Source organism: Candidatus Palauibacter polyketidifaciens (assembly GCF_947581785.1).
Taxonomy (GTDB): domain Bacteria; phylum Gemmatimonadota; class Gemmatimonadetes; order Palauibacterales; family Palauibacteraceae; genus Palauibacter; species Palauibacter polyketidifaciens.
Map to the genome: position 1 here is coordinate 237598 of NZ_CANPVO010000015.1, position 22517 is coordinate 260114.

Here is a 22517-nt window from a genome sequence, read left to right on the forward strand (position 1 = left end):
GAACCCGATGAAAGCGGCCCGAGCGACGGCCCTGACGATCGCGGGAAGCGATTCGGGAGGCGGAGCCGGCATCCAGGCCGACCTCAAGACCTTCCACGCCTTCGGCGTGTTCGGAACGAGCGCGGTTACCGCCGTGACCGCGCAGAACACCCTCGGGGTCCAGGCGGTGCAGGCGCTCGAGCCGTCGATCGTGCGGGGCCAGATCGAATCGGTGCGGGCGGACCTCACGCCGGGGGCCGCGAAGACGGGGATGCTCGCCCAGGAGGACATCGTGCGGGCCGTCGTCGCGGGGCTGCATGGCTTTGAAGCGCCGCTGGTCGTCGATCCCGTGATGGTGGCGACGAGCGGCGACCGGCTGCTCGACCCGGCCGCCGTCGCCGCCATCGTCGAGGAACTCCTGCCTCTCGCCGCCCTCGTCACGCCGAACCTGCCGGAGGCCGAGATCCTGGCCGGACGGACCGTGAGCACAGAAGCCGACATGCCGGCGGCCGCGAGCGCCATCCTCGCGCGCGGAGCCGGGGCCGTGCTCGTGAAGGGCGGGCACCTGGACGGCGAGGAGGTCGTCGACCTGTTCCGGGACGGGAATCGCGAGCGCGTGTGGCGGACGCCCCGCATCCGGACGACGGAGACCCACGGGACCGGTTGCACGCTCTCGGCCGCGATCACGGCGGGGATGGCCTCGGGGCTCGCCCTCGAACCGGCGATCGAACGAGGGCTCGCCTTCACTCATGCCGCCATCGCCGCGGCGCCGGGTCTCGGCTCCGGCCGCGGCCCCCTGGATCACTGGGCCGACCCCGGCGCCGGCTCCCGCGACTGAAGATTACTCTCCGTACGGAACCCAGATGTTTTTGATCTGGGAGGCGTGCCGGAGGAACTCCCGTCCCTCGCCGCCGGCACCGAACCAGTCCCGCCGGCGGATGGCCTCCGTCCACGTGCACTTCAGATTGGAGGCGGAGCGGCGCTCCACGTCGGCGGCCCCCTCTGCCGTCCCGAAGTACCACATCCCATCCACCGCAGCGTGGCCGGAGAGGGTGGGCCGCAATTCCTCCTCGAGGCCTGTAAGGATGTTGATGACCCCCGGAGGCACGTCAGAGGTCTCGATCACCTGTTGGAAGTCGGTGGCGAGGAGCGGCCAGCGCTCCGAGGCGACGGCGACGACGGAGTTCCCGAGCGCGACCGGCGGGATCACGGTGGAGATGAAGCCCAGGAGGCCGGGCTCCGGCGGACAGACGACCGCCATCACGCCCAGCGGTTCGGGCATGGCGAGCGTCACGTTGCGGAAGGGCGTCCGGTGGACGGCCCCGTCCCACTTGTCCGCCCACGCCGCGTAGGTGAAGAGGCGGCGCACGGACGCTTCGACCTCCCGCCCCGCCGCTTCCGCATCGCAACCGGTGAGCGCGCGCAGCCGGTCCTCGAACGCCGTCCGGCGGGCGTTGAGATTCTCGCCCAGGTAGTAGAGGATCTGCGCCCGCAGGTGGGCCGTCGTGCGGGCCCAGCCCGTGGCGAGCGCCACCTCGACCGCGTTGCGCGCGTCCTTTCTGTTTGCGCGGGCCACATCTCCCGCGGCGCGTCCTCTGTAGTCGAGGACTTCGAGGCTGTAGCCGCCGTCCGGCCGGGCCTGCCGCCCACCGATGTAGAGCTTCGCCGTCCGGTCTATCGTGGGCATCGGCGCCGCGGGTGCCCGGGCCGTCTCGCTGGCGTCTCCGCGCCCGTCGCGCGCCTCTTCCCGTCCGTCATCTTCCGCGGTCTCCGCGTGCTTTTCGGGGGTCGGCTCCACCGGCTCCGGGTTCCGGCGGACATACTCGCGGAGTCCTTCCCGGCCGCCCTCGCGGCCGAATCCGCTCTCGCGGTAGCCGCCGAACCCGGAGGCGGCATCGAACACGTTCGTGCAGTTGATCCAGACCGTCCCCGCCTTGATCTGCGAAGCGATGTCGAGGGCGAGGTTCACGTTCTCGGTCCAGACGCTCGCCGCGAGGCCGTAGCGCGTGTTGTTCGCGAGCGCGACCGCCTCGTCGGGCGTGCGGAACGTCATCTGAACCACGACGGGACCGAAGATCTCGACCTGTGCGATCCGCGCGGCCGGCGACACGTCGGTGCACAGGGTGGGCGGATAGAACCAGCCGTCCCTAGGCACGCTCCAGGACGGTTGCCAGATCGCCGCACCCTCCTCGCGGCCCTCCTCGACGAGCGACTCGATCTTCTTCAACTGGACCGGGGCGATGATCGCGCCGATGTCGACGCCCTTGTCGAGCGGAGCCCCCATGCGGAGAGTCTCCATGCGGGCGCGCAGCCGGTCGGCAAGCGCGTCGGCGATCCCTTCGTGGGCGAGGATGCGCGAGCCGGCGCAGCACACCTGGCCCTGGTTGAACCAGATCGCGTCGACCACGCCCTCGACCACGCTGTCGAGGTCCGCGTCGTCGAAGACGAGGAAGGGCGACTTCCCGCCGAGTTCCAGCGAGATCTTCTTACCGGTCCCGGCGGTCGCTTCGCGGATGAGGCGCCCGACCTCCGTCGAGCCCGTGAAGGCGATCTTGTCGACGTCCGGATGTTCGACGATCGCGGCGCCGGTGCGGCCATCGCCGGTGACGATGTTCACGACACCCGGCGGGAGATCGATCTCGCGGCAGAGTTCCGCGAACCGGAGCGCGGTCAGCGATGTGAACTCGGCGGGCTTGAGGACGACGGCGTTCCCGGTCGCGAGGGCGGGCGCAATCTTCCACGCGAGCATGAGGAGCGGGAAGTTCCAGGGGATAATCTGACCCGCGACGCCGAGCGGCTCGCAGTCCGCGAGTTCGGCGTCCATGAGCTGGGCCCAGCCCGCGTGGTGGTAGAAGTGCCGCGCGACGAGCGGAATGTCGATGTCGCGCGATTCGCGGATGGGCTTCCCGTTGTCGAGGGTCTCGAGCGTCGCGAAGAGTCGCGAGTGCTTCTGCAGATGACGGGCGATCGCGTACAGGTAGCGCGCCCGTCCGTGTCCTCCGAGGTCACGCCAGGCCGCCTGGGCCGCCCGCGCCGCCGCCACCGCGCGGTTCACATCGCCGGGGCTGCCCTGCGCGATCTCGCCCAGCTGCTCCTCGTTGCTTGGGTCGAGCGTCGCGAAGAACTCCCCGTCCGCCGGTTCGCACCAGGCGCCGCCGATGTAGTGCCCGAAGCGGGGCCCCCGTTCGGCGATCCACGCCCGCGCCTCGTCCGCGGCCTCCGGGGCGGGACCGTACTCCATCGTCTCGAACAGTTCCGCGATCTTCGGCATCTCCCTCAACCCCCTCTCAACCCGACCTCACCACCGGCCTTATCCGAGCGGATGCCGGTGGTATGCGGAGTACCGCCCCGTCACGTGGTGCTCCAACTGGCGTTCGATGTCCGCGAGCAGCGAACTCGCGCCGAAGCGGAACAGCGACCGGTGGAGCCATGCCCCGCCCAGTTCCTCCTTGACCATGATCAGCCACTCGATCGCCTGCTTCGCCTTTCCGATGCCGCCAGCCGGCTTCAGGCCCACGTGGAAGCCGGAGAGCTGGCGGTAGGCGCGGGTCGCGCGCGCCATCACGAGCCCGACGGGGAGCGTCGCGTTGACCTTCTCCTTGCCGGTCGAGGTCTTGATGAAGTCGGCTCCAGCCATCATGCACGTCCAGCTCGCGCGGGCGACGTTGCGCAGGCTCCCGAGCTCGCCCGTGGCCATGATCGTCTTCAGGTGGGCCTCGCCGCACGCCTCGCGGAAGGCGCGGACCTCGTCGTACAGCGCCTGCCAGTCGCCGGTGAGCGCGTGGCGGCGGGTGATGACGATGTCGATCTCGCGCGCCCCGGCCTCGACCGCTTCGTGGATCTCCTCGACGCGCTGCGCGAACGGGGTGAGTCCGGCGGGGAAGCCGGCGGCGACCGCGCACACCGGGATGTCGTGGCCGGCGAGCGCTTCCACGACGGCCGGAACCATCGTCGGATACACGCAGACGGAGGCCACGCGCAGGCCGAGATCTTCCACTTCCAGCGCGCGGAGGAGGTCGGGGCGCACAGGCTGGCGGGCCTTGGCCGCGAGGCGGGCCACCCGTCCCGGGGTATCGTCGCCGGCGAGCGTCGTGAGGTCGATCATCGTCACGGCGCGGAGGAGCCAGGCGGCCTGCCATTCTTTCTTGACGCTGCGGCGCTTCCCCAGCGTCGCGGCCCGGCGCTCGATCGCACTGCGGTTCGCGGCCTGCCCCCGGATCAGATCGAGATCGAGCGGCGTTCCGGCATTGCGCCCCCGCATGGGAACGACATCGGCATCCGCTCCGGCGAAGACGCCCAGGGACGACGAAGCCGCATCTGCGGGCGTGACGCCGCGTTTCGCCGCTCTCGTCATGATTCGTCCGCGGGTTCCGATGATCGCTGGAAGATGTCCATCGTTGGAATATCGTTAGGACGCCGAGCTCAGGCGAATGTACCTTCCGCCCGGAGGACGGTGTTGTCCGCGACGAGGCGCCGACGGTTTCTTGACGCTCGGCCGCCTCCGGGCCGAAGCTGTTGCCCGGACACCCTGAGAGAACCCTACGGTTGACCATCCGGAGAATCCCATGACGACCAACGAAAGCTGGTGGCCGAACCAGTTGAGCCTGAAGGCTCTTCGGCAGAACTCGCCCGCGTCGGACCCGATGGGCGAGAGCTTCGACTACGCGGAGGCGTTCAGGAACGTCGACGTCGAAGAGCTGAAGCGGGACATCGAGGAGGTGATGACGACCTCGCAGGACTGGTGGCCGGCGGACTACGGCCACTACGGACCGCTCTTCATCCGCATGACGTGGCACGCGGCGGGCACGTACCGTATCACCGACGGCCGCGGGGGCGGCGGCTCGGGCTACCAGCGCTTCGCGCCGCTGAACAGCTGGCCCGACAACGGCAACCTGGACAAGGCGCGCCGGCTGCTTTGGCCGGTCAAACAGAAGTACGGCCGCAATCTGTCGTGGGCCGACCTCATCATCTTCGCGGGCAACTGCGCCCTGGAGTCGATGGGGTTCCGGACGTTCGGGTTCGCCTTCGGCCGCCCGGACGTGTGGGAGGCCGACGAGACGGACTGGGGATCCGAGACCGAGTGGCTCGCGGACGAACGCCACGACGATGACGGGGAGCTGCAGGAAGGACTCGGCGCCGACCACATGGGTCTCATCTACGTGAACCCGGAGGGTCCGGGCGGCAAGCCGGATCCCGCGGCCGCCGCGAGGTTCATCCGCACGACCTTCGCCCGCATGGCGATGAACGACGAGGAGACGGTCGCGCTCATCGCCGGCGGCCACACCTTCGGCAAGGCGCACGGCGCCGGCCCCGAGTCGCACGTCGGCACGGAGCCGGAGGGCGCCGGGCTGGAGGCGCAGGGCTTCGGGTGGCACAGCAGCCACGGCAGCGGCAAGGCCGGCGACGCGATCACGAGCGGCCTCGAGGGCGCCTGGACCACCGAACCCACCCGGTGGGACAACAACTTCATGGAGAACCTGCACGACCACGAGTGGGAGTTGACGAAGAGCCCCGCGGGCAAGTCGCAGTACACGCCGGTCAACGCCTCCGAGGTCGCCACCGTGCCGGACGCGCACGATCCCTCGAAGAAGCACGCGCCCATGATGCTCACGACGGACCTCTCGCTGCGCGAAGATCCCGTCTACGCGCCGATCTCGAAGCGCTTCCACGAGAACCCGGCGGACCTCGAAGACGCCTTCGCGAAGGCATGGTTCAAGCTGCTTCACCGCGACATGGGGCCGCGCAGCCGGTACCTCGGGCCGCTGGTCCCGGCGGAGCCGCAGCTGTGGCAGGATCCCGTGCCCGACGTCGACCACGAGCTGATCGATGAGGGGGATGTCGCGGACCTCAAGGCCAGGGTCATCGCTTCCGGCCTGTCGGTTTCCCGGCTGGTTGCGACTGCGTGGGCGTCGGCGGCCTCGTACCGCGGCACCGACAAGCGCGGCGGCGCGAACGGGGCCCGCGTCCGCCTCGCGCCGCAGAAGGACTGGGAAGCGAACGACCCGGCGGAGCTGGCGGAGGCGCTCCGGACGCTGGAGGGGATTCAGGCGGCGTTCAACGGCGCGCAGGCGGGCGGGAAGCGGGTCTCGCTGGCCGACCTCATCGTCCTCGCCGGGTGTGCGGGCGTCGAGCAGGCCGCGCGCGCTGCCGGACACGACGTGCAGGTACCGTTCTCGCCGGGGCGCACGGACGCGTCGGAGGAGTGGACGGACGCGGGGTCGTTTGCCGTGCTGGAGCCCGCCGCGGACGGATTCCGCAACTATGTCAGGGACGGGAACGGGGCGTCCGCGGCCGAGCAGCTGGTGGAGCGGGCCTGCCTGCTCACGCTGACCGCGCCCGAGATGACGGCGCTGGTCGGCGGCATGCGCGTCCTCAACGCTAATACCGGTGGGGCCGCGCACGGCGTGTTCACGGCCCGGCAGGGCGCGCTGACGAACGACTTCTTCGTGAACCTGCTCGACATGAGCACCGAGTGGCGGGCGTCCTCCGATGGCGCCTTCGAGGGCCGCGACGCGGCCTCCGGCGACGTCAGGTGGACGGCCACCGAGGTGGACCTGGTGTTCGGTTCGAACTCCGAACTCCGGGCCCTCGCGGAGGTCTACGGGTGCGACGACGGGCAGGAGGTCTTCGTCCACGACTTCGTCGCCGCCTGGAACAAGGTGATGAACCTCGACCGCTACGATCTGACCTGATCCGCACCGCACCGCGGGCGAGGGGGTCCGGTGCCGGACCTCAGAGTCCTTCCATGTCGAGGGCCACGATGGAGGATTCGTCCAGGCTGCCGGTGTGGAGGGCCCACACCCTGCGCCCTCTCGCTTCCAGCAATCGGTGATCCTCCGGAAGGCGGATCGAACCGAGGAATCGCCCGGACGGGAGGAATACGTCGTGCCTGGCTCCCGGGGCCCCGTGTGGGCCGGCTGTCCCGGGGGCCGGGCGGTCCCGCTGGACCCAGATGCGTCCGTCCACATCGACGACGATGCGGGAGATGGCGGCCGGTAGCGGGGGCTCGCCGGCTTCGGCCAGGGCTTCGCCGAGGGTGCTCCGCCGAGCGTCGGGCAGCTCCTCATTCAGCTCCTCCCCGCGCTCGGCAGACGAGAGCGGGAGCGGTTCCCCCGGGTGGCAGAACCGCACGAGGCTGGTGCCGTCCCGGTCGAAGACCTCCAGTTCGTAACGCCCGTCCGGGTCGGAGACGACCCGGGTCTCCGACCCGACACCGAGCAGCGATCGCGGCCAGGCGGCGAGTGCCACGCCCGAGGGCACTCTCACGCGCGACCGTACCACGGTATCGTGTGCGGCCGCGTCGGGAGACCAGCGCACGAAGGACCGCTCCTCCCAGCCATCCTCCACCGGGCCGGGGGATTCGATCCACACGCTCTGGTCCGGCTGGAGGGAGAGGAACCCAACCTCGCCGGACATGACCACCGGCATGAGCAACGTCGGATCGACCGCCGTCACGCCGCTCGAACGCGGCGCCAGGTCGAGTGAAGTCAGCCGATTCGTGCCGAGGTCCAACACGAGGATGGTGTTGGCATCGACCCAGGTCACCGCGGCCGGCGCCTGGACTTCGCCCGGGCCTTCGCCGCGTGTCATGACCGGCCCCAACCACTCTCCATCGGGGTCGAGCAGGATGACTTCGGCGAGGCCCCAGTCCGCGATGGCCACCGATCCGTCGGGACTCACGGCGACGTCAGCCGGAAAGATCAGTTCCTCCGCTTCCTCGGTGCCCCCGGCACGCCACACCTCACGCCAGGAGAGCTCCGCGGGCCAGATCCCGACGCCCGTGTTCCCTACAGCTCGACCATCGGCGTCTGCGACCTCACACGCGGGGGATCCGGACCGGCCGCAACCGGCGACCGCGGCGGCAAGGACCGATGTAAGCGCCCAGGATCGGAGAGTCATGTACCTACGCTTCTTATGGGAAACGCGTGATCGACTCGGCGACGAGGCGCTGGAAGTCGGCCTGGGCGAGTTTCGTCGTCTCCAGCACTTCTTCGTGGTTCAGCGGTTCGTCGAGGACCCCCGCCGCGTAGTTCGTGAGGCAGGAGACGGCGACGCATCGGATGCCGACGGCGCGCGCCGCGATGACCTCGGGCACGGTGGACATGCCGACGGCGTCGGCGCCCAGCGCCCGCAGCATGCGGATCTCGGCCGGGGTCTCGAAGGCGGGGCCGTGCATGGCCGCGTAGACGCCCTCGTGCAGCGTGTGGCCCAGGTCGGACGCGGTCCCGCGGACGATCGCGCGCAGTTCCCGATCATGGGCGAACGTCAGGTCGGGGAAGCGACTTTCTGTTCCGACGGCGGGGCCGAGGAGGGGGCTCGTGCCGGTCAGGTTCAGGTGGTCCGAGATCAGCATCAGTTCGCCGGGGTGCCAGCCCTCCCGGATCGCCCCGGCCGCGTTAGAGAGGAAGAGGATCGGGATCCCCAGCGCCGCCGCGACCCGCACGTAGAAGACGACGCGGTCCGGCGGGCCTCCCTCGTAGAGGTGGACGCGTCCGCTGAGACCCAGCACGGGCCGGCCGCCGAGCGTCCCGATCAATGCGTGGCCAGCGTGCCCTATCACCGTCGGGAGGGGCCAGTCGGGCAGATCCTCGTACGGCACCCGCACCGGGTCCTCGATCTCCTCGCCGAGGCCGCCGAGTCCGGAGCCCATCGTGATTGCGACGTGCGGCGCGTCGCCGTTCAGCCGATCCCGGATGGGGACCCGCAGCGCCGCGGCCGCCGCTTCGACGCCGGCGCGGATGTCGGCGGCGCGGGTCACGCGAGGACTCCGGCCAGCGTCGCCGTCATCCAGGTCGCGACCGTCCCCCCGAGCATCGCCCGCAGGCCGAGTTTCGACAGATCCTCGCGGCGGCCGGGCGCGATCCCTCCGATGCCCCCGATCTGGATCGCGATCGAGCTGAAGTTCGCGAAGCCCGTCAGCGCGTACGTGCAGATGATGAGCGACTTGTTCGAGAGTTGAAGGTCGCCGGCGAGGCCGGCCCCGAGGTTCGTGAAGGCGAGGAACTCGTTGGCGACCATCTTCACCCCGAACAGCGTCCCGACGTCGACCGCGTCGGCCCACGGCACCCCAATGAGCCAGGCCACCGGCGCGAAGACCCAGCCGAAGATCCGCTCGAGCGTGATTCCATCCACGCCGAACAGCCCCGTCACCCAGCCGATGATGCCGTTCCCCAGGGCGATGATGGCGAGGAAGGCGAGGAGCATGGCCCCCACGTTCAGGGCGAGCTTCAGCCCGTCCCCCGCCCCTCCGGCCGCCGCGTCGATCACGTTCGCGTGCGCCTGCGGCGGGTCGATGTCCAGCGTGCCGTGCGTCTCGGGTTCTTCCGTCTCGGGCATCAGCATCTTGCTCACCACGATCCCCGCCGGCGCCGCCATGATGCTCGCCGCCAGGAGGTGCCCCGCGATCCCCGGGAACACCCCCACGAGGATCGCGACGTACGCCGCCAGCGCGCCGCCCGCCACGGTCGCGAAGCCTCCCGTCATCACGGTGTTGAGTTCGGACATCGTCATCCGGTCCACGAAGGGCCGGATGAGGAGGGGCGCCTCCGTCTGGCCGACGAAGATGTTGCCGGCCGCCGAGGTCGTCTCCGCGCCGCTCGTCCCGAGGGTTCGCTGCATCGCCCACGCGACGCCGCGCACGACGCGCTGCATGAACCCCAGGTGATAGGCGAGGGCCATGAGAGAGGAGAAGAAGATGATCGTGGGCAGGACGCTGAAGGCGAAATTCGCGCCGATGTTCACGACGCCGCCGGCACCCCCGTCGACCGGGGTCCCATAATCCACGAGCGACCCGAACACGAAGCGCGAGCCGGCGTTCGTGTACCCGATGAGCGCGACGAACACGTCGTTGACGGCACTGAAGAAGGTCCGTCCGAGCCCCGTCTTGAGGACGAGGAGGGCGAAGACGACCTGAAGCCCGAGCCCCTTCGCGACGAGCGGCCAGGCGATCGACTTCCGGTGCGCGGAGCAGAGCCACACGGTCGTGAGCAGGAAGGAGATCCCGAGCAGGCCCCGCAGGAGGCGGGAGAGGAACGATTCGTCGATCGCGCCGCCCACCCCCTCGAGTCCCTGCGCCGCCAGCGGCGCCGCGCCCGCGGCCAGCAGGACGCAGAGCACCGCCGTTGCGGCCGCCGCGGCCACTGCGGAGCGGGGTCGGTCGCGACGCTGGGACATCGGCGCACTCCGGTTGGGGTTCGGGGCGACGGGAACGGCGGAAACATACCCCGTCCCGTCTTCCGCGCCACGCCATGCACGCCTACATGCCAATTTGGCACCTCGCGCCGGCCAACGGCTCCGGCGAATGCCATTTTGTCTGAAAAGACGGCGTACAGGCGGGCCGCCGCGCGGCACGGCGCTTGCAACTTCGTTTCCTGTTCGCGGGCGTGCCGGAAAATCGCGGTGCGGGACCCGCGCGAATCGAAACCCGATGGAAGAACAACCGGACAAGGAAAACCAATGGGCAAGATCATCGGAATCGACCTCGGGACGACGAACTCGGTCGTCGCCGTAATGGAAGGTGGAGACCCCGTCGTCATCCCGAGCGCGGAGGGCGCGCGCACCACGCCCTCGGTGGTCGCCTTCACCAAGGAGGGAGAGCGGCTCGTCGGGCAGGTCGCCAAGCGGCAGGCCGTGACGAACCCGCTCAACACCGTCGCCTCGATCAAGCGCTTCATGGGCCGCAAGCGGTCCGAGGTGGGCGAGGAGATGAAGCTCGTCACCTACGACATCCAGGGCGACAACCAGGACCGCGTTCAGGTGCGGATTGCGCACGCGGACAAGACCTTCACGCCGCCCGAACTCTCGGCCATGGTGCTGCAGAAGATGAAGCAGACGGCCGAGGACTACCTGGGACAGGAAGTGACCGAGGCCGTGATCACGGTCCCGGCCTACTTCAACGACGCCCAGCGGCAGGCGACGAAGGACGCGGGCCGCGTGGCCGGCCTCACGGTCCGCCGGATCATCAACGAGCCGACGGCGGCGGCGCTCGCCTACGGCCTCGACAAGAAGTCGGACGAGAAAATCGCCGTGTTCGATCTCGGTGGCGGCACCTACGACATCTCCGTGCTCGAACTCGGGGACGGCGTGTTTGAGGTGAAGGCCACCAACGGCGACACGCATCTCGGCGGCGACGACTTCGACCAGCGCCTCATCAACTGGCTCGTGGACGAGTTCAAGAAGGACCAGGGGATCGATCTGTCGGCCGACCCGATGGCCCTGCAGCGCCTCAAGGAGGCGGCGGAGAAGGCGAAGATCGAGCTCAGCTCCACGATGCAGACCGACATCAACCTCCCCTTCATCACCGCCGACGCGTCGGGACCCAAGCACCTCAACCTCGCCCTCACGCGGGCGAAGTTCGAGCAGCTGGTGGACGACCTGATCCAGCGCACGATTCCGCCGATGGAGAAGGCGCTGGCAGACGCCGGTCTCTCGGTCGACGAGATCGACGAGGTCATTCTCGTCGGCGGCTCGACCCGGATCCCCAAGATCCAGGACGTCGTGAAGGATTTCTTCGGGCAGGACCCGCACAAGGGCGTGAACCCGGACGAGGTCGTGGGCATCGGGGCCGCGATCCAGGGCGGCGTGCTCGGAGGCGACGTGAAGGACGTCCTCCTCCTCGACGTCACCCCGCTCTCGCTCGGGATCGAGACGCTGGGCGGCGTCATGACGTCGCTCATCGAGCGCAACACGACGATCCCCACGAAGAAGTCGGAGATCTTCTCGACCGCGGAGGACAACCAGAACACGGTCGACATCCACGTGCTCCAGGGCGAGCGGAAGATGGCGAGCGGAAACAAGACGATCGGCCGCTTCCAGCTCACGGGCATCCCGCCCGCGCCGCGCGGCGTGCCCCAGGTCGAGGTCACCTTCGACATCGACGCGAACGGCATCCTGCACGTGAGCGCCAGGGACAAGGCGACGGGCAAGGAGCAGAAGATCCGCATCGAGGCGTCTTCGGGGCTCTCCGACGCCGAGATCGAGGGCATGGTGAGGGACGCGGAGTCGCATGCGGCGGAGGACCAGGAGCGTCGCGAGACCGTCGAGGCCCGCAATCGGCTCGATTCCCTCGTGTACCAGACGGAGAAGAACCTCGAGGACTGGAAAGAGTCGCTCGACGACGCGGACCGGTCGGCAATCGAGGAGACGCTGGAGCGGGGGCGGGCGGCGCTCAAGCAGGACGACACCGAGGAGGTGGGCGCGGCGAGCACCGCCATCCAGGAAGCGGTCGGCGCGGCGGCGCAGAAGATGTACGCCGCGGCCGGGATGGGGGCCGACGCTTCGCCGGGCGACATGCCGGGCGCCGGCGACGAAGAGGCCGAGGTCGAGGTGGAGGCGGACGACGCGGCTGAAGAGGAAGTCGTCGAGGCGGATTACGAGATCGTCGAGGAGTCTGACGACAAGTAGCCCTCCGGCGCAGCCCGGCGCCGCGCGACCCGGGGGCGTTCCACGGGCAACCCCGGGTCGCGCGCCGTTCATCCCATGGTTCGGCGTGCCAGGTGACGGGTGGGGTCTCGTCGCCGTCATTGGTGCGGGAGTTGAAGGAACGCCAATCGGGTCTGCTATATTGGGTTCTTCGGCCGTGGAGTCGCGGCTGGTGATGAGGGAGACAGAGTGATGAGCGAATCGTTGCGTACTCGACTGAATCTGCTGATCGCCACGGCGATCGCGTTCGCGTTCGGCGTGGGGCTGGCTTCGGTGCTGGACCTGACCCCGGTTTCGATCGCGGCGGACACGGACAGCGATCCGGGGTGGGTGATCGGAGCCCCCTCGGGCGCCGCGGTGACGATGGAGGACGGCTTCTCCGAAGTGGCCCGGCGCGTGGCTCCCGCCGTCGTGACCATCTACCTCACGGCCGTCCGGGAGGTGAGCACGGCCGACTTCCCGCCCGGTTTCGAGTTCCCGCCCGGTTTCGAGTTTCCCCCCGGCTTCGAATTCCCGCCCGGCGTCCGACCGCCCTCGGGCGATGAGCCCCCAACCGACGATGCGCCGCCCGAGGCCGACCCGCCCGTGCGTAGGGACTCCTGGAGCGGATCCGGGTTCATCGTCTCCGAGGACGGCTATGTGGTCACGAACAATCACGTGGTCGCGGGCGCCGAACGCATCGACATCGAACTCCACGACGGACGGGTCTTCGAGGACGTGGAGCTGGTGGGGCAAGATCCGCAGACGGACGTCGCGCTGCTTCGCCTCGAGGGGGACGACATCTCCGTCCTGCCGATCGGCTCCAGCGACGAGACGGGGGTCGGGGAGTGGGTGCTCGCCATCGGGAGCCCCGGTTTCCGCACGCAGACGGGGCCGCTCCTCTCTTCGGTGACCGCGGGGATCGTCTCCGCCAAGGGGCGCAACATCCGCATCCTGCAGAACCGCTCCCCACTCGCGATCGAGGACTTCATTCAGACCGACGCGGTCATCAACCGGGGCAACTCGGGCGGTCCGCTCGTGAATGCCGCGGGGGAGGTGATCGGCATCAACACCGCGATTCTCTCAACGTCCGGAAACTACCAGGGGTACGGTTTCGCCGTGCCGATCGAACTCGCGCGGGAGGTCGTCGACGATCTCATCGAGTTCGGGGAAGTCCGCCGGGCCCTCATTGGCGTCTCGATCACGGATGTCAACGCAGCGGACGCCGCCTTCTACGGACTCGATCGAGTCGGGGGGGCGAAGATCCAGACCTTTTCCTTCGATGACAGTCCCGCCCGGCTGGCCGGACTCGAAGGCGGGGACGTCATCGTGGGCGTGGCGGGACAACCCGTCTCCGGCGTGTCGGAGTTGCAGCGGCGGATCCGCGCCTTCGAGCCGGGGGAGACGGTGGAACTGGACGTCGTGCGCCGCGCCACTCTGGAGCGCGATCAGGCGCGCGTCCGTCTCATTCCGGCGGAGAGCGACTTGCCTCCCCGGCTCGCGGCGCGCCCCGAAGCGCCCGAACCGACGGGTGACGTCCTCGGCCTCGAAGTCCGGGATGACAGGCAACTCGAAGCGCGCCATGACGATTATCGGATCGATCCCGGGTTCACGGGCGTCCTCATCGTCGACGCCGATTCGCGCGGCGCGGCGGGACGGGCGGGCATCCTTCCCGGCGCGCTCATCGTCGACATCAACGGCGAGGAGATCCGCTCGGGGGCCGACTACGAGCGAATCATCTCCGGACTCGGTCCCGGGGACGCGGTGAGCCTGCAGTACAGCTTCCCCACGCCGGATGGGGGCCGGCAGAGCCAGTTCCGGAGCGTCGTGATCCCGGAGCGTTGAACCGCCGGGGCCGAACCGGGCGGGGGCAGGCGCTTGCTTGCCCCTGCCTCAATCGGTCCCGAGATTCCCGCCCGATCCGGTGCCGCGCCGGGCCGAGCGGAGTCGCGCGAAAGTGGCGGAACTGGCAGACGCGCCAGCCTTAGGAGCTGGTGGCCCTTGGCCGTGGGGGTTCGAATCCCCCCTTTCGCACTTCGCCACTCGAACGCAGCAGGGCACGAGCGGGAGCCATACCGACCTTGACCGCAGCCGATTCACAAGCCACCGCGACGGATCCGTTCGACATCGCGATCAAGCGGGAGAACGACTACCTGCGCCGTCTCGATGTGACCGTGGACCCCGCACAGGTGGCGGCGGCCCGCCGCCGGGAAGCCGCCAGACTCCGGAAGACGACCCGCATCAAGGGGTTCCGGAAGGGGAAGGTCCCGGTGCGGATCATCGAGGAACGCTACGGGCCTCTCATCGACGAACGGACGGTCGATGCGCTCGTCAACCGGGCGTACCGGAACGCCGTGCGGCGGCACGATCTCTCCACTATCGGGGAACCCGTGGTGAGCGAACTGGATTACCGGCCGGGGGAGCGGCTCTCCTTCCGCATCGACGTGGAGGTGATGCCGGTGGTCGAACTCGCGCGGACCGGAGGGTTCCGGATCAAGCGGCGCGATGTGGCCGTCGAGGAAGCGGACGTCGATGAGGTCATCGAGAACATCCGCAAGGAAAACGCCGTGCTCCAGCCCGTGGACCGGGCGCCGCGCAGCGGGGATGTCGTCGCCGTGGCCATCAGGGAACACGAGGGAGGCGACGGCGCCGAGGAGAAACCGTACCGGTTCGAGCTCGGTGCGGGCTACGCGATTCCGGACGTGGAAGACGCGATCCTCGCGCTGGCGCCCGGCGAGGAAGGCACGTTCACGGTCTCCTACCCGGATGACTTCGGGGCCGCGGAACTCGCGGGAACCACCCGGTCGCTGCAGATCCGTCTCGACGAGGTCCGTGCCAGCGAGCTGCCTGAGCTCACGGACGAGTTCGCGAGCGAGATCGGAAATTTCGAGACGCTGGCGGCGCTTCGTGAAGCGGTCGAAAAGGAACTCCTGGCACGCGGTGAACGTCAGGCGGAGGAGGAAGTCGGCGAACAACTTCTCGACGCGGTGATCGAAGCCAACGCCTTCGAGGTGCCGCCGAGTCTCACGTCGCGTTATCTTGACCGGGTGATCGACGCCCCCGAGGGAGCGGATCCCGAGCAGGTCGAGGAGGCCCGCAAGTCCGTGACCCCCCAGGTGGAGCGTCAGATAAAGCGGGATCTGGTGCTCGAGCGACTCATCGAGGATCAGGGACTTGATCTGTCGAGCGAGGAGTTCGACGAGCGCCTGTCGGAACTGGGGAAGGCGAGGGGCAAGAGCCTGGTGGAAACACGCAGGCAGCTCGCGAAGGAGAAGCAGCTCGATCCGCTCCGCCGCCGCTTTGCCATCGACAAGGCGTTCCGATTTCTGATCGACGGCTCGGAGGTGAGCTGATGGACTTCGCAAACCACGTGAGGGACTGACTTGAGCACGATATTCGCACCGTACGTCATCGAACGGTCGAGCCGCGGGGAACGCACGTACGACATCTTCTCGCGTCTCCTCATGGACCGGATCGTCTTCCTCGGAGCTCCGATCAACGACGATGTGGCGAACGTGGTGATCGCCCAGTTGCTCTTCCTGGAGGCGGACAACCCGGAGCGCGAGATCAACATCTACATCAACTCGCCGGGGGGGAGCGTCCAGGCGGGACTCGCGATCTACGACACGATGCAGTTCCTGAACGCTCCGGTGGCGACGATGTGCATGGGGATGGCGGCGTCGATGGGAGCGTTCCTGCTCGCCGCCGGTACGCCCGGCAGGCGGCGCTCGCTGCCGAACGCGAGGATCATGATCCACCAGCCTTCCGGCGGCTCCTACGGGACGGCGGCGGACATCGAGATCCAGGCGAAGGAAATCCTCAACGCCCGCGAGCGGCTGAACGGGATCCTCGCCGAACACACCGGGCAGGACCTCGATCGGATCGCCGAGGATGTCGACCGCGACCGCTTCATGTCCCCCGAGGAAGCGCGGGACTACGGGCTCATCGACCTCGTGGTCGCGCGCGAGGCGGAGGTCGACGGCAAGAACGGCCGACCCGGCCCCGCCGTGGCAAAGTAGCGCCGGAGCAACCCGAGGGACCGAGGGGAGGCGACGATGCCGAGCGACAAGCACCTGCGCTGCTCCTTCTGCGGCAAGTCCAAGGACGCCGTCCAGAAGTTCATCTCCGGACCCAACGTCTATATCTGCAACGAGTGCATCGCGCTCTGTAACGAGATCCTCGCCGAGGAAGAGGAACGCGAACAGTGCGGGCGCTTCACGGAGATCCCGACGCCGGCGGAGATCAAGGCGACGCTCGACGAGTACGTGATCGGCCAGGAGATGGCGAAGAAGACGCTCTCGGTCGCCGTCTACAATCACTACAAGCGGATCAACCACCGCAGCCTCGTCGACGACGTCGAGATCGAGAAGTCGAACATCATGCTGCTCGGCCCCACCGGAGTGGGCAAGACGCTGCTCGCGCAGACGCTGGCGCGGATTCTCCAGGTCCCGTTCACGATCGCGGACGCGACGACGCTCACCGAGGCGGGGTATGTGGGGGAGGACGTCGAGAACATCCTCGTCCGGCTCCTGCAGGCGGGCGAATACAACGTGGCGGAGTGCGAGCGCGGCATCGTCTACATCGACGAGATCGACAAGATCGCGCGCAAATCGGACAACCCGTCGATCACGCGCGATGTCTCCGGCGAGGGCGTCCAGCAGGCGCTGCTCAAGATCCTCGAGGGGACGGTGGCATCCGTGCCGCCCCAGGGCGGGCGCAAGCATCCGCAGCAGGAGTACATCCAGATCGACACGCGGAATATCCTCTTCATCTGCGGCGGCGCCTTCGATGGGCTCGAGGAGATCATCCAGGAGCGGCAGGGACGTCGGCAGATCGGTTTCCGGGATGACTTCATCGCGGGAGGGGTGGCGCCGAACGACGAGGAGAACCTCCTCGCCTGCGTCGAGCCCGAGGACATGCTCCGCTACGGGCTCATCCCCGAACTCGTCGGGCGGCTGCCGGTGCTCGTTGCGCTGCACGACCTCGACGAGGATGCGCTGGTCGAGATCCTGCAGCGTCCGAAGAACGCGCTGCTCAAACAGTACACGAAGATGTTCGAACTCGAGGGCGTGGGCCTCACGCTCGACCCGGAGGCGCTGCGCGCGATCGCGCGCAAGACGATCGACCGCGGGACGGGCGCCCGCGGACTGAGAGCCGTGATGGAATCCATCATGCTCGACGTGATGTTCGACCTGCCGGGGCGCATGGACATCCGCGAGGTCGTCGTCACGCGGGAAACCGTCGAGGAGAGCAACCAGCCGCTCCTCATCCTCGAGCCCGGGGCCAAGCGCAGGGAAGCGTAGCGGGCCGGTGCCGCCGACGGATCGGGGCGTCGCGCGTGTCAGGACGGTGGAATTTGTCGGCGCCATCGGGGCGGCCGGCCAGGAGCCGCCGTGCGACGTCCCCCAGGTCGCGATCGCCGGGCGCTCGAACGTCGGGAAGTCTTCGCTGCTCAACCGGCTCGTGGGGCGGAAGAGCCTCGCGCGAACCTCGAAGCAGCCGGGGCGCACGCGCGAGATCAACTTCTTCCTCGTCGACGACCGCTACATGCTCGTCGATCTGCCGGGCTACGGGTTCGCGAATGCGCCGAAGACCGTGCGGAAGAAGTGGGGACGGCTGATCGACGGATACCTGCGCCGGACGCCGAAGCTGCTCGGGCTCGTGCTGCTCGTGGACGCGCGCCGCGGACTCACGGACGACGATGAGCGGATGATCGAGTTCCTGGGGGCGACGGGGACGCCGACGCTCTTCGCACTCACGAAGACGGACAAGCTGAACCGGTCCGCGCGCGGACGGGCAACGAAGAAGCTGCGCGAGGCGCTCGACCTCGATGCGGATCAGCTGGTCGAGACGTCGGCCCGCACCGGCGCCGGCGTCGACACGCTGGGAGAGAGCATCGCCGCCCTCATCGCCGAGGCGGCGCCCGGCTAGCGGCCGGCTCGACGGACTCGGCGGCGATCCCCGGATCGTGCCGGGACTCATCAATCGCCTGTCGGCGCAACTGCTCGGACGCCTCCTGCCGCGCCGAACGGCGATCCGACTCATCGCCCGCAGCACGCGGCACATCGAGGCCACGGGCTCGGGCCGAAAGGAGACGCGATGAGAGGGCTCGTCATCGGACTGCTCGGGTTTCTTCGGCGCCTCTCGCTCGCGGCGCAGAAGCTTCGGGGCCGAACGCCGGCGGACACGGCCGCGCAGCGCGTGGTGAGCGGAAAGTCGTGGGATGAATTCTGCGACACGCTCAAGGCGGCCGGAGCCGCGCTCACCTTCCCGGGCGCGCCCCGCGATCCCTTCAACCAGGCGGAGGGATACCGGTATCTCAGCCGCCTGGCCCGCGGGGGGCTCATGGCTTTCGTGGAACACGCCGACCCACGGGCACCCGTGCTGCACCGCGTGGCCCACGAGACCGTGAAGCTGGGGAGCGACAACCCTGACAACTACTATCAGACGGCCGCGATTCACGGCGACTTCGAGTACCGGATCTCGGGGCGGCGCAACACCGTGAGGTACCTCGGCTTCGGAACGCAGGCCGGCCACTACGGGCAGGGCGGAGGTCTGCCCCCCACGGGTTATGTCGAGGCGAGCGAGATCGAGATCGGCGATGTCGGCACCTTCGAACTCATCGTCAGCACCCGGCACCACGAAGGGAACTGGCTTCCGATGACGGCGGAGAGCCGGACGCTGATCGTGCGCCAGACCTTCCTCGACCGGGAGACCGAGGAGCCGGCCGAGTTGCACATCGAGCGCATCGGCTGTCCGGACGACGAGAAGCGGCCCGGCCCTCTCACACCGGAGCAGATCGATGAGGGGCTGAAGTCCGCCGGGACGCTGGTCGCGGGCGCGGCGATGCTGTTCGCGAACTGGGCCCGCGGCTTCCGGAAGCACTCGAACACCCTGCCGATGTTCGATCCGGACGTTTCGCTTCAGGCGGGGGGCGACCCGAATATCGTCTACTATCACAGCCACTGGGCGGTGGCGGAGGACGAGGCGCTGGTGATCGAGGCGGTGCCCCCCGAGTGCGAGCACTGGAACTTCCAGTTGAACAACTACTGGATGGAATCGCTCGACTACCGCTATCACACCATCCACACGAACAAGCACCTCGCGCACCGCGAAGAGGACGGCTCCATACGCCTGGTGGTGGCCCACGAGAACCCCGGGCTCCCGAACTGGATCGAGACCGCTGGCCACACGTCCGGGACGATGTGCTTTCGCTGGATCCGAGCGGAGGCGCATCCGCAGCCGCAAACGCGGCTCGTGAAGTTCCCGGAGCTGGACGCGCTCCGCGACTAGTCGGGGGGACGAGCACCCGGTGCAGACCTCGACGGAGTACCGCAGGCCGTACCGGCCCCTGCTCGTGTCGATCTTCAACGCCGCGGGACGCGCGGCCCGGAGGCTCGGCTTCGGCGGCCCCCTGGACGTCGACCGAATGGTCGCCGCGGCGAGGCGAAAGACGGGGCTCTCCGACTTCGGCGATGAGTGGTTCCGGGAACCGCTCGATGTCCTCGTGCGATCGATGAACGCCGAGGCGAGGCTGACGCCGCTGGGGGCGAGGATCCAGCGCGTACGGATCGTATCGGCGCTCTGCACCCGGCTGCGGGTGGAGCGGCTGCTGCGGGAGAAGCCGGAGATTCTCGACATCCGGCTCGGGAAGATCATCCTCATCGCGGGTCTCCAGCGGACGGCCACGACGCTGCTGCACCGGCTGATCGCGGCGGACCCCGGGATCCGCTCGCTGAAGTCCTGGGAGGCGCTGAATCCTCTCCCCCTCCCCGGCGAGCGGACGGGCGACCCGCGAGGCCGCATCGGACGGGCGAAGCTGGCGGTCGGGACGATCCGCTTTCTGGCCCCCGAGTTCCTGGCGATCCACCCCATCGACCACGATGCGCCGGAGGAAGATGTCCTGCTCCTCGACCTCTCGTTCATGAGCCAGTCGGCGGAAGCGGCGATGCACGTACCGAGCTATTCGGCGTGGCTCGAAGGGCAGGATCACACGAGGTGCTACGAATACCTGCGCACGATGCTCAAGATCCTGCACTGGCAGCGCCCGGCTGCCGGCTGGGTGCTGAAGACGCCCCACCACATGGAGCATCTCGATGTCATCCGCGATGTCTTCCCCGGCGTCTGCGTCGTCCAGACGCACCGGGACCCGAAGAGGTCCGTTCCCTCCTTCTGGAGCATGGTGGCCCACGGGCGGGGAATCTTCAGCGACCACGTCGACCCGGAGGAGATCGGGACGCACTGGATGCGGAAGACGCGGCGCCTGATCGAGCGTTCCATGGCGGTGCGAAGGAGCGCCGGGGATGGGGGGTTCGTCGATGTGTCCTACTACGATGTGCTTGGCGACCCGCTCGCGGAGTTGCGAAGGATATACCGGGCCGCGGGGATCGGCTTCACCGCGGAGGCCGAGGCCGCCGCGGAGGCCGTGTCGCGGCTCAGTCCCGCGGGTCGCCACGGCCGACACGTGTATTCGGCGGCCCACTTCGGTTTCGACGACGCCAGGATCGACGATGACTGCGACGCCTACCGGCACGAGTATCGCATCCCGGACGAGACCGCGATGCCCGATGGCGGCCCGCCGGGAACCCGCGACGAGAAACGGTGAGACATGCGAACCACGAAGTACAACCGGAAATTCAGCGCCTTCGCCAGTGGGGTCGTCGATCGTCTCACCCAGTGCCCCACGCTGCGCCCCGTCGCCGAGCGCGTCCGCCTCGACGGCAGGGTGTGCCTCGTCACGGGGGCCAACCGGGGGCTCGGCAGGGCGGTGGCCGTCGACCTGGCGAAACGGGGCGCGGAGGTGCTCATGGCCTGCCGGAGCGGTCATCCCGATGCCGGAGAGGACGTCAGGCGGCTCGCCGGCTCCAATGCGGTCGACATGCTGCACGTGGACCTGGCCGACCTCGACTCCGTACACGCATTGTGCGACCGCCTCGAACGCGAGCGCCGCAGGGTGGACGTCCTCGTCCTGAACGCCGGCGTGATGCCGGCGAAGGCACGCAGATCGGCCCAGGGCTACGAGCTGATGTTCGCGGTTCACTTCCTGGCCAACCGCGTACTGATCGACCGGCTACTGGCGGGCGGCACGATTCGACCCGCCGACCGCGACAGCGGGATTCCCAGGATCGTCTTCATCGTGTCCGAAACGCACCGGGCCGCCGATTCGATCGACTTCGGCAATTTTGCTGCATTCACCGATTACGGCTTGAAGGACGGCCTGAAGTACTATGCGTCGAGCAAACTGCACCTGTGTACGTACGCGCAGGAGCTGTCGCGCCGGCTGAACCCGGAAGCAGAGGTGAGGATCGCCGTGAACTCGCTGTGCCCGGGTGCGGTCGACTCCGACCTGATGCGGGAAGCGCCGTGGTTCCTGAAACCCCTGCTCCACGTGGCAAAACGCCTGCTCTTCGCGGCGCCCGACAAGGCGGTGGCGCCTGTGGCCCATGCGTGCTGCGCGGAGGACATGGGCCGGCGGAGCGGGGTCTATCTTCACCTGATGCGGGAGAAGGAGATGTCCGCGCCGGCCATGGACGCCGCGGCGGGCGCACGACTGTGGCGGGAGAGCGAGGCGCTGCTGGCGCGACATCCGCGACCGGGCGAAGAGAGTCCCCGCGGGCTCGCCACGGGTGAATCGGAGTGAGATCGCAGCGGAGGGGCTGCGCCTTGTTCAAGGGGCACGTGAGTTCGGAACCCGTGGAGATCGACGCGCCGATCGAACGGGCGTGGGAGATCCTGGCCGACTTCGAGCGCTACGGCGAATGGAATCCATTCACGCCCTCGGTCGCCACGGACTTCGAGATCGGCTCGCCGGTCGAACTGTACGTCAGGATGGGACCCTGGAGACTGAAGCAGGTCGAATGGATCGAGGCCGTCGAACCGCCCCACCTCATCGCGTGGAGCACGACGATGGGCCACCGCTTTCTGATCTCGGCCCTGCGGGAGCAGCGTCTCGAGGCGGTGGGCGATGGACGCTGCCGGTACCGCACGAGGGACAATTTTTCGGGCCTCCTCATCCCCCTCGTGATGCTGTTCTTCGGAGGGTTCGTGCGCCGCGGCTTCAACGACGTCGCACGAGGGCTGAAAACCCGCGCGGAGACCGGATCGGCGGAGTGACGCGGCCCGCGCCGGCCGGGAGACGA

The 22517-nt window shown here is 68.7% G+C and carries 17 protein-coding genes, 1 tRNA gene and 1 pseudogene; 14 read left to right on the forward strand and 5 right to left on the reverse strand.

The window, feature by feature from the left end; all coding sequences use genetic code 11:
* The first annotated feature begins 7 nt into the window (after positions 1–7).
* Positions 8–817 (forward strand): bifunctional hydroxymethylpyrimidine kinase/phosphomethylpyrimidine kinase, encoded by an 810-nt coding sequence (thiD, locus tag RN729_RS04595; protein WP_310782599.1) that lies wholly within the window; start codon positions 8–10, stop codon positions 815–817.
* Positions 818–820: 3 nt separating this feature from the next.
* On the opposite strand, the gene RN729_RS04600 is transcribed toward thiD, so the two are convergent.
* Together RN729_RS04600 and deoC are read right to left on the reverse strand one after the other, a co-directional pair.
* Entirely contained in the window at positions 821–3250 is a 2430-nt protein-coding gene (locus RN729_RS04600; RefSeq protein WP_310782501.1) for an aldehyde dehydrogenase family protein, read from the reverse strand.
* 39 nt (positions 3251–3289) lie between these two features.
* Positions 3290–4240 (reverse strand): deoxyribose-phosphate aldolase, encoded by a 951-nt coding sequence (gene deoC, locus RN729_RS04605; protein ID WP_343218897.1) that lies wholly within the window; start codon positions 4238–4240, stop codon positions 3290–3292.
* Positions 4241–4535: 295 nt separating this feature from the next.
* Here deoC and katG point away from each other — a divergent pair.
* Positions 4536–6671: pseudogene (katG, locus tag RN729_RS04610) on the forward strand (catalase/peroxidase HPI); the annotation flags it as partial.
* A gap of 40 nt (positions 6672–6711) precedes the next feature.
* Here katG and RN729_RS04615 read toward each other — a convergent pair.
* The 3 genes from RN729_RS04615 to RN729_RS04625 form a co-directional block, all read right to left on the reverse strand.
* The gene (locus RN729_RS04615) at positions 6712–7719 is read right to left on the reverse strand and encodes a hypothetical protein (protein WP_310782503.1); all 1008 of its coding nucleotides are present in this window, start codon (positions 7717–7719) and stop codon (positions 6712–6714) included.
* Between the two features lie 172 nt (positions 7720–7891).
* Positions 7892–8686, reverse strand: a complete 795-nt coding sequence (locus RN729_RS04620) for a purine-nucleoside phosphorylase (RefSeq protein ID WP_343218898.1) — start codon at positions 8684–8686, stop codon at positions 7892–7894.
* A 47-nt stretch (positions 8687–8733) separates the two neighbouring features.
* Positions 8734–10152, reverse strand: coding sequence for a nucleoside transporter C-terminal domain-containing protein (locus RN729_RS04625; protein ID WP_310782505.1), 1419 nt, complete (start codon positions 10150–10152; stop codon positions 8734–8736).
* 282 nt (positions 10153–10434) lie between these two features.
* Between RN729_RS04625 and dnaK the strand changes: the two genes are divergently transcribed.
* The 12 genes from dnaK to RN729_RS04685 all read left to right on the forward strand — a co-directional run bounded on the left by dnaK (position 10435) and on the right by RN729_RS04685 (position 22491).
* Positions 10435–12381 (forward strand): molecular chaperone DnaK, encoded by a 1947-nt coding sequence (gene dnaK / locus RN729_RS04630; RefSeq protein ID WP_310782506.1) that lies wholly within the window; start codon positions 10435–10437, stop codon positions 12379–12381.
* 210 nt (positions 12382–12591) lie between these two features.
* Positions 12592–14223 carry a trypsin-like peptidase domain-containing protein gene (locus RN729_RS04635; protein ID WP_310782507.1) on the forward strand — a complete coding sequence of 544 codons (1632 nt, stop codon included), beginning with the start codon at positions 12592–12594 and terminating at the stop codon, positions 14221–14223.
* 106 nt (positions 14224–14329) lie between these two features.
* Positions 14330–14412: transfer RNA gene (locus RN729_RS04640), tRNA-Leu, on the forward strand.
* Positions 14413–14459: 47 nt separating this feature from the next.
* Positions 14460–15731 (forward strand): trigger factor, encoded by a 1272-nt coding sequence (gene tig, locus RN729_RS04645; protein WP_310782508.1) that lies wholly within the window; start codon positions 14460–14462, stop codon positions 15729–15731.
* A gap of 30 nt (positions 15732–15761) precedes the next feature.
* A complete protein-coding gene (locus tag RN729_RS04650; protein ID WP_343218893.1) occupies positions 15762–16397 on the forward strand; it encodes an ATP-dependent Clp protease proteolytic subunit in 636 nt (211 codons plus the stop codon).
* A gap of 36 nt (positions 16398–16433) precedes the next feature.
* Positions 16434–17681 (forward strand): ATP-dependent Clp protease ATP-binding subunit ClpX, encoded by a 1248-nt coding sequence (clpX, locus tag RN729_RS04655; protein ID WP_310782509.1) that lies wholly within the window; start codon positions 16434–16436, stop codon positions 17679–17681.
* Positions 17682–17727: 46 nt separating this feature from the next.
* Positions 17728–18309 carry a ribosome biogenesis GTP-binding protein YihA/YsxC gene (yihA, locus tag RN729_RS04660; protein ID WP_310782510.1) on the forward strand — a complete coding sequence of 194 codons (582 nt, stop codon included), beginning with the start codon at positions 17728–17730 and terminating at the stop codon, positions 18307–18309.
* A gap of 37 nt (positions 18310–18346) precedes the next feature.
* Entirely contained in the window at positions 18347–18481 is a 135-nt protein-coding gene (locus RN729_RS04665; protein ID WP_310782511.1) for a hypothetical protein, read from the forward strand.
* Entirely contained in the window at positions 18478–19671 is a 1194-nt protein-coding gene (locus tag RN729_RS04670) for a DUF1214 domain-containing protein (protein ID WP_310782512.1), read from the forward strand. The genes RN729_RS04665 and RN729_RS04670 overlap by 4 nt, the downstream gene beginning before the upstream one ends.
* Before the next feature lie 19 nt (positions 19672–19690).
* Positions 19691–20983 (forward strand): sulfotransferase, encoded by a 1293-nt coding sequence (locus tag RN729_RS04675; RefSeq protein ID WP_310782513.1) that lies wholly within the window; start codon positions 19691–19693, stop codon positions 20981–20983.
* A 3-nt stretch (positions 20984–20986) separates the two neighbouring features.
* The gene (locus RN729_RS04680; protein WP_310782514.1) at positions 20987–22018 is read left to right on the forward strand and encodes an SDR family NAD(P)-dependent oxidoreductase; all 1032 of its coding nucleotides are present in this window, start codon (positions 20987–20989) and stop codon (positions 22016–22018) included.
* Positions 22019–22056: 38 nt separating this feature from the next.
* Complete coding sequence (locus RN729_RS04685) at positions 22057–22491, forward strand: SRPBCC domain-containing protein (RefSeq protein ID WP_310782515.1); 435 nt, start codon at positions 22057–22059, stop codon at positions 22489–22491.
* Positions 22492–22517 lie beyond the last annotated feature (26 nt).

Bases quoted from the DNA above. Each gene is read 5' to 3' on its own strand.
- RN729_RS04600 (WP_310782501.1), bottom strand. From the start codon at position 3,250: ATGCCGAAGATCGCGGAACTGTTCGAGACGATGGAGTACGGTCCCGCC.
- RN729_RS04635 (WP_310782507.1), top strand. From the start codon at position 12,592: ATGAGCGAATCGTTGCGTACTCGACTGAATCTGCTGATCGCCACGGCG.
- deoC (WP_343218897.1), bottom strand. From the start codon at position 4,240: ATGCGGGGGCGCAATGCCGGAACGCCGCTCGATCTCGATCTGATCCGG.
- RN729_RS04625 (WP_310782505.1), bottom strand. From the start codon at position 10,152: ATGTCCCAGCGTCGCGACCGACCCCGCTCCGCAGTGGCCGCGGCGGCC.
- RN729_RS04680 (WP_310782514.1), top strand. From the start codon at position 20,987: ATGCGAACCACGAAGTACAACCGGAAATTCAGCGCCTTCGCCAGTGGG.
- RN729_RS04670 (WP_310782512.1), top strand. From the start codon at position 18,478: ATGAGAGGGCTCGTCATCGGACTGCTCGGGTTTCTTCGGCGCCTCTCG.
- clpX (WP_310782509.1), top strand. From the start codon at position 16,434: ATGCCGAGCGACAAGCACCTGCGCTGCTCCTTCTGCGGCAAGTCCAAG.
- thiD (WP_310782599.1), top strand. From the start codon at position 8: ATGAAAGCGGCCCGAGCGACGGCCCTGACGATCGCGGGAAGCGATTCG.
- dnaK (WP_310782506.1), top strand. From the start codon at position 10,435: ATGGGCAAGATCATCGGAATCGACCTCGGGACGACGAACTCGGTCGTC.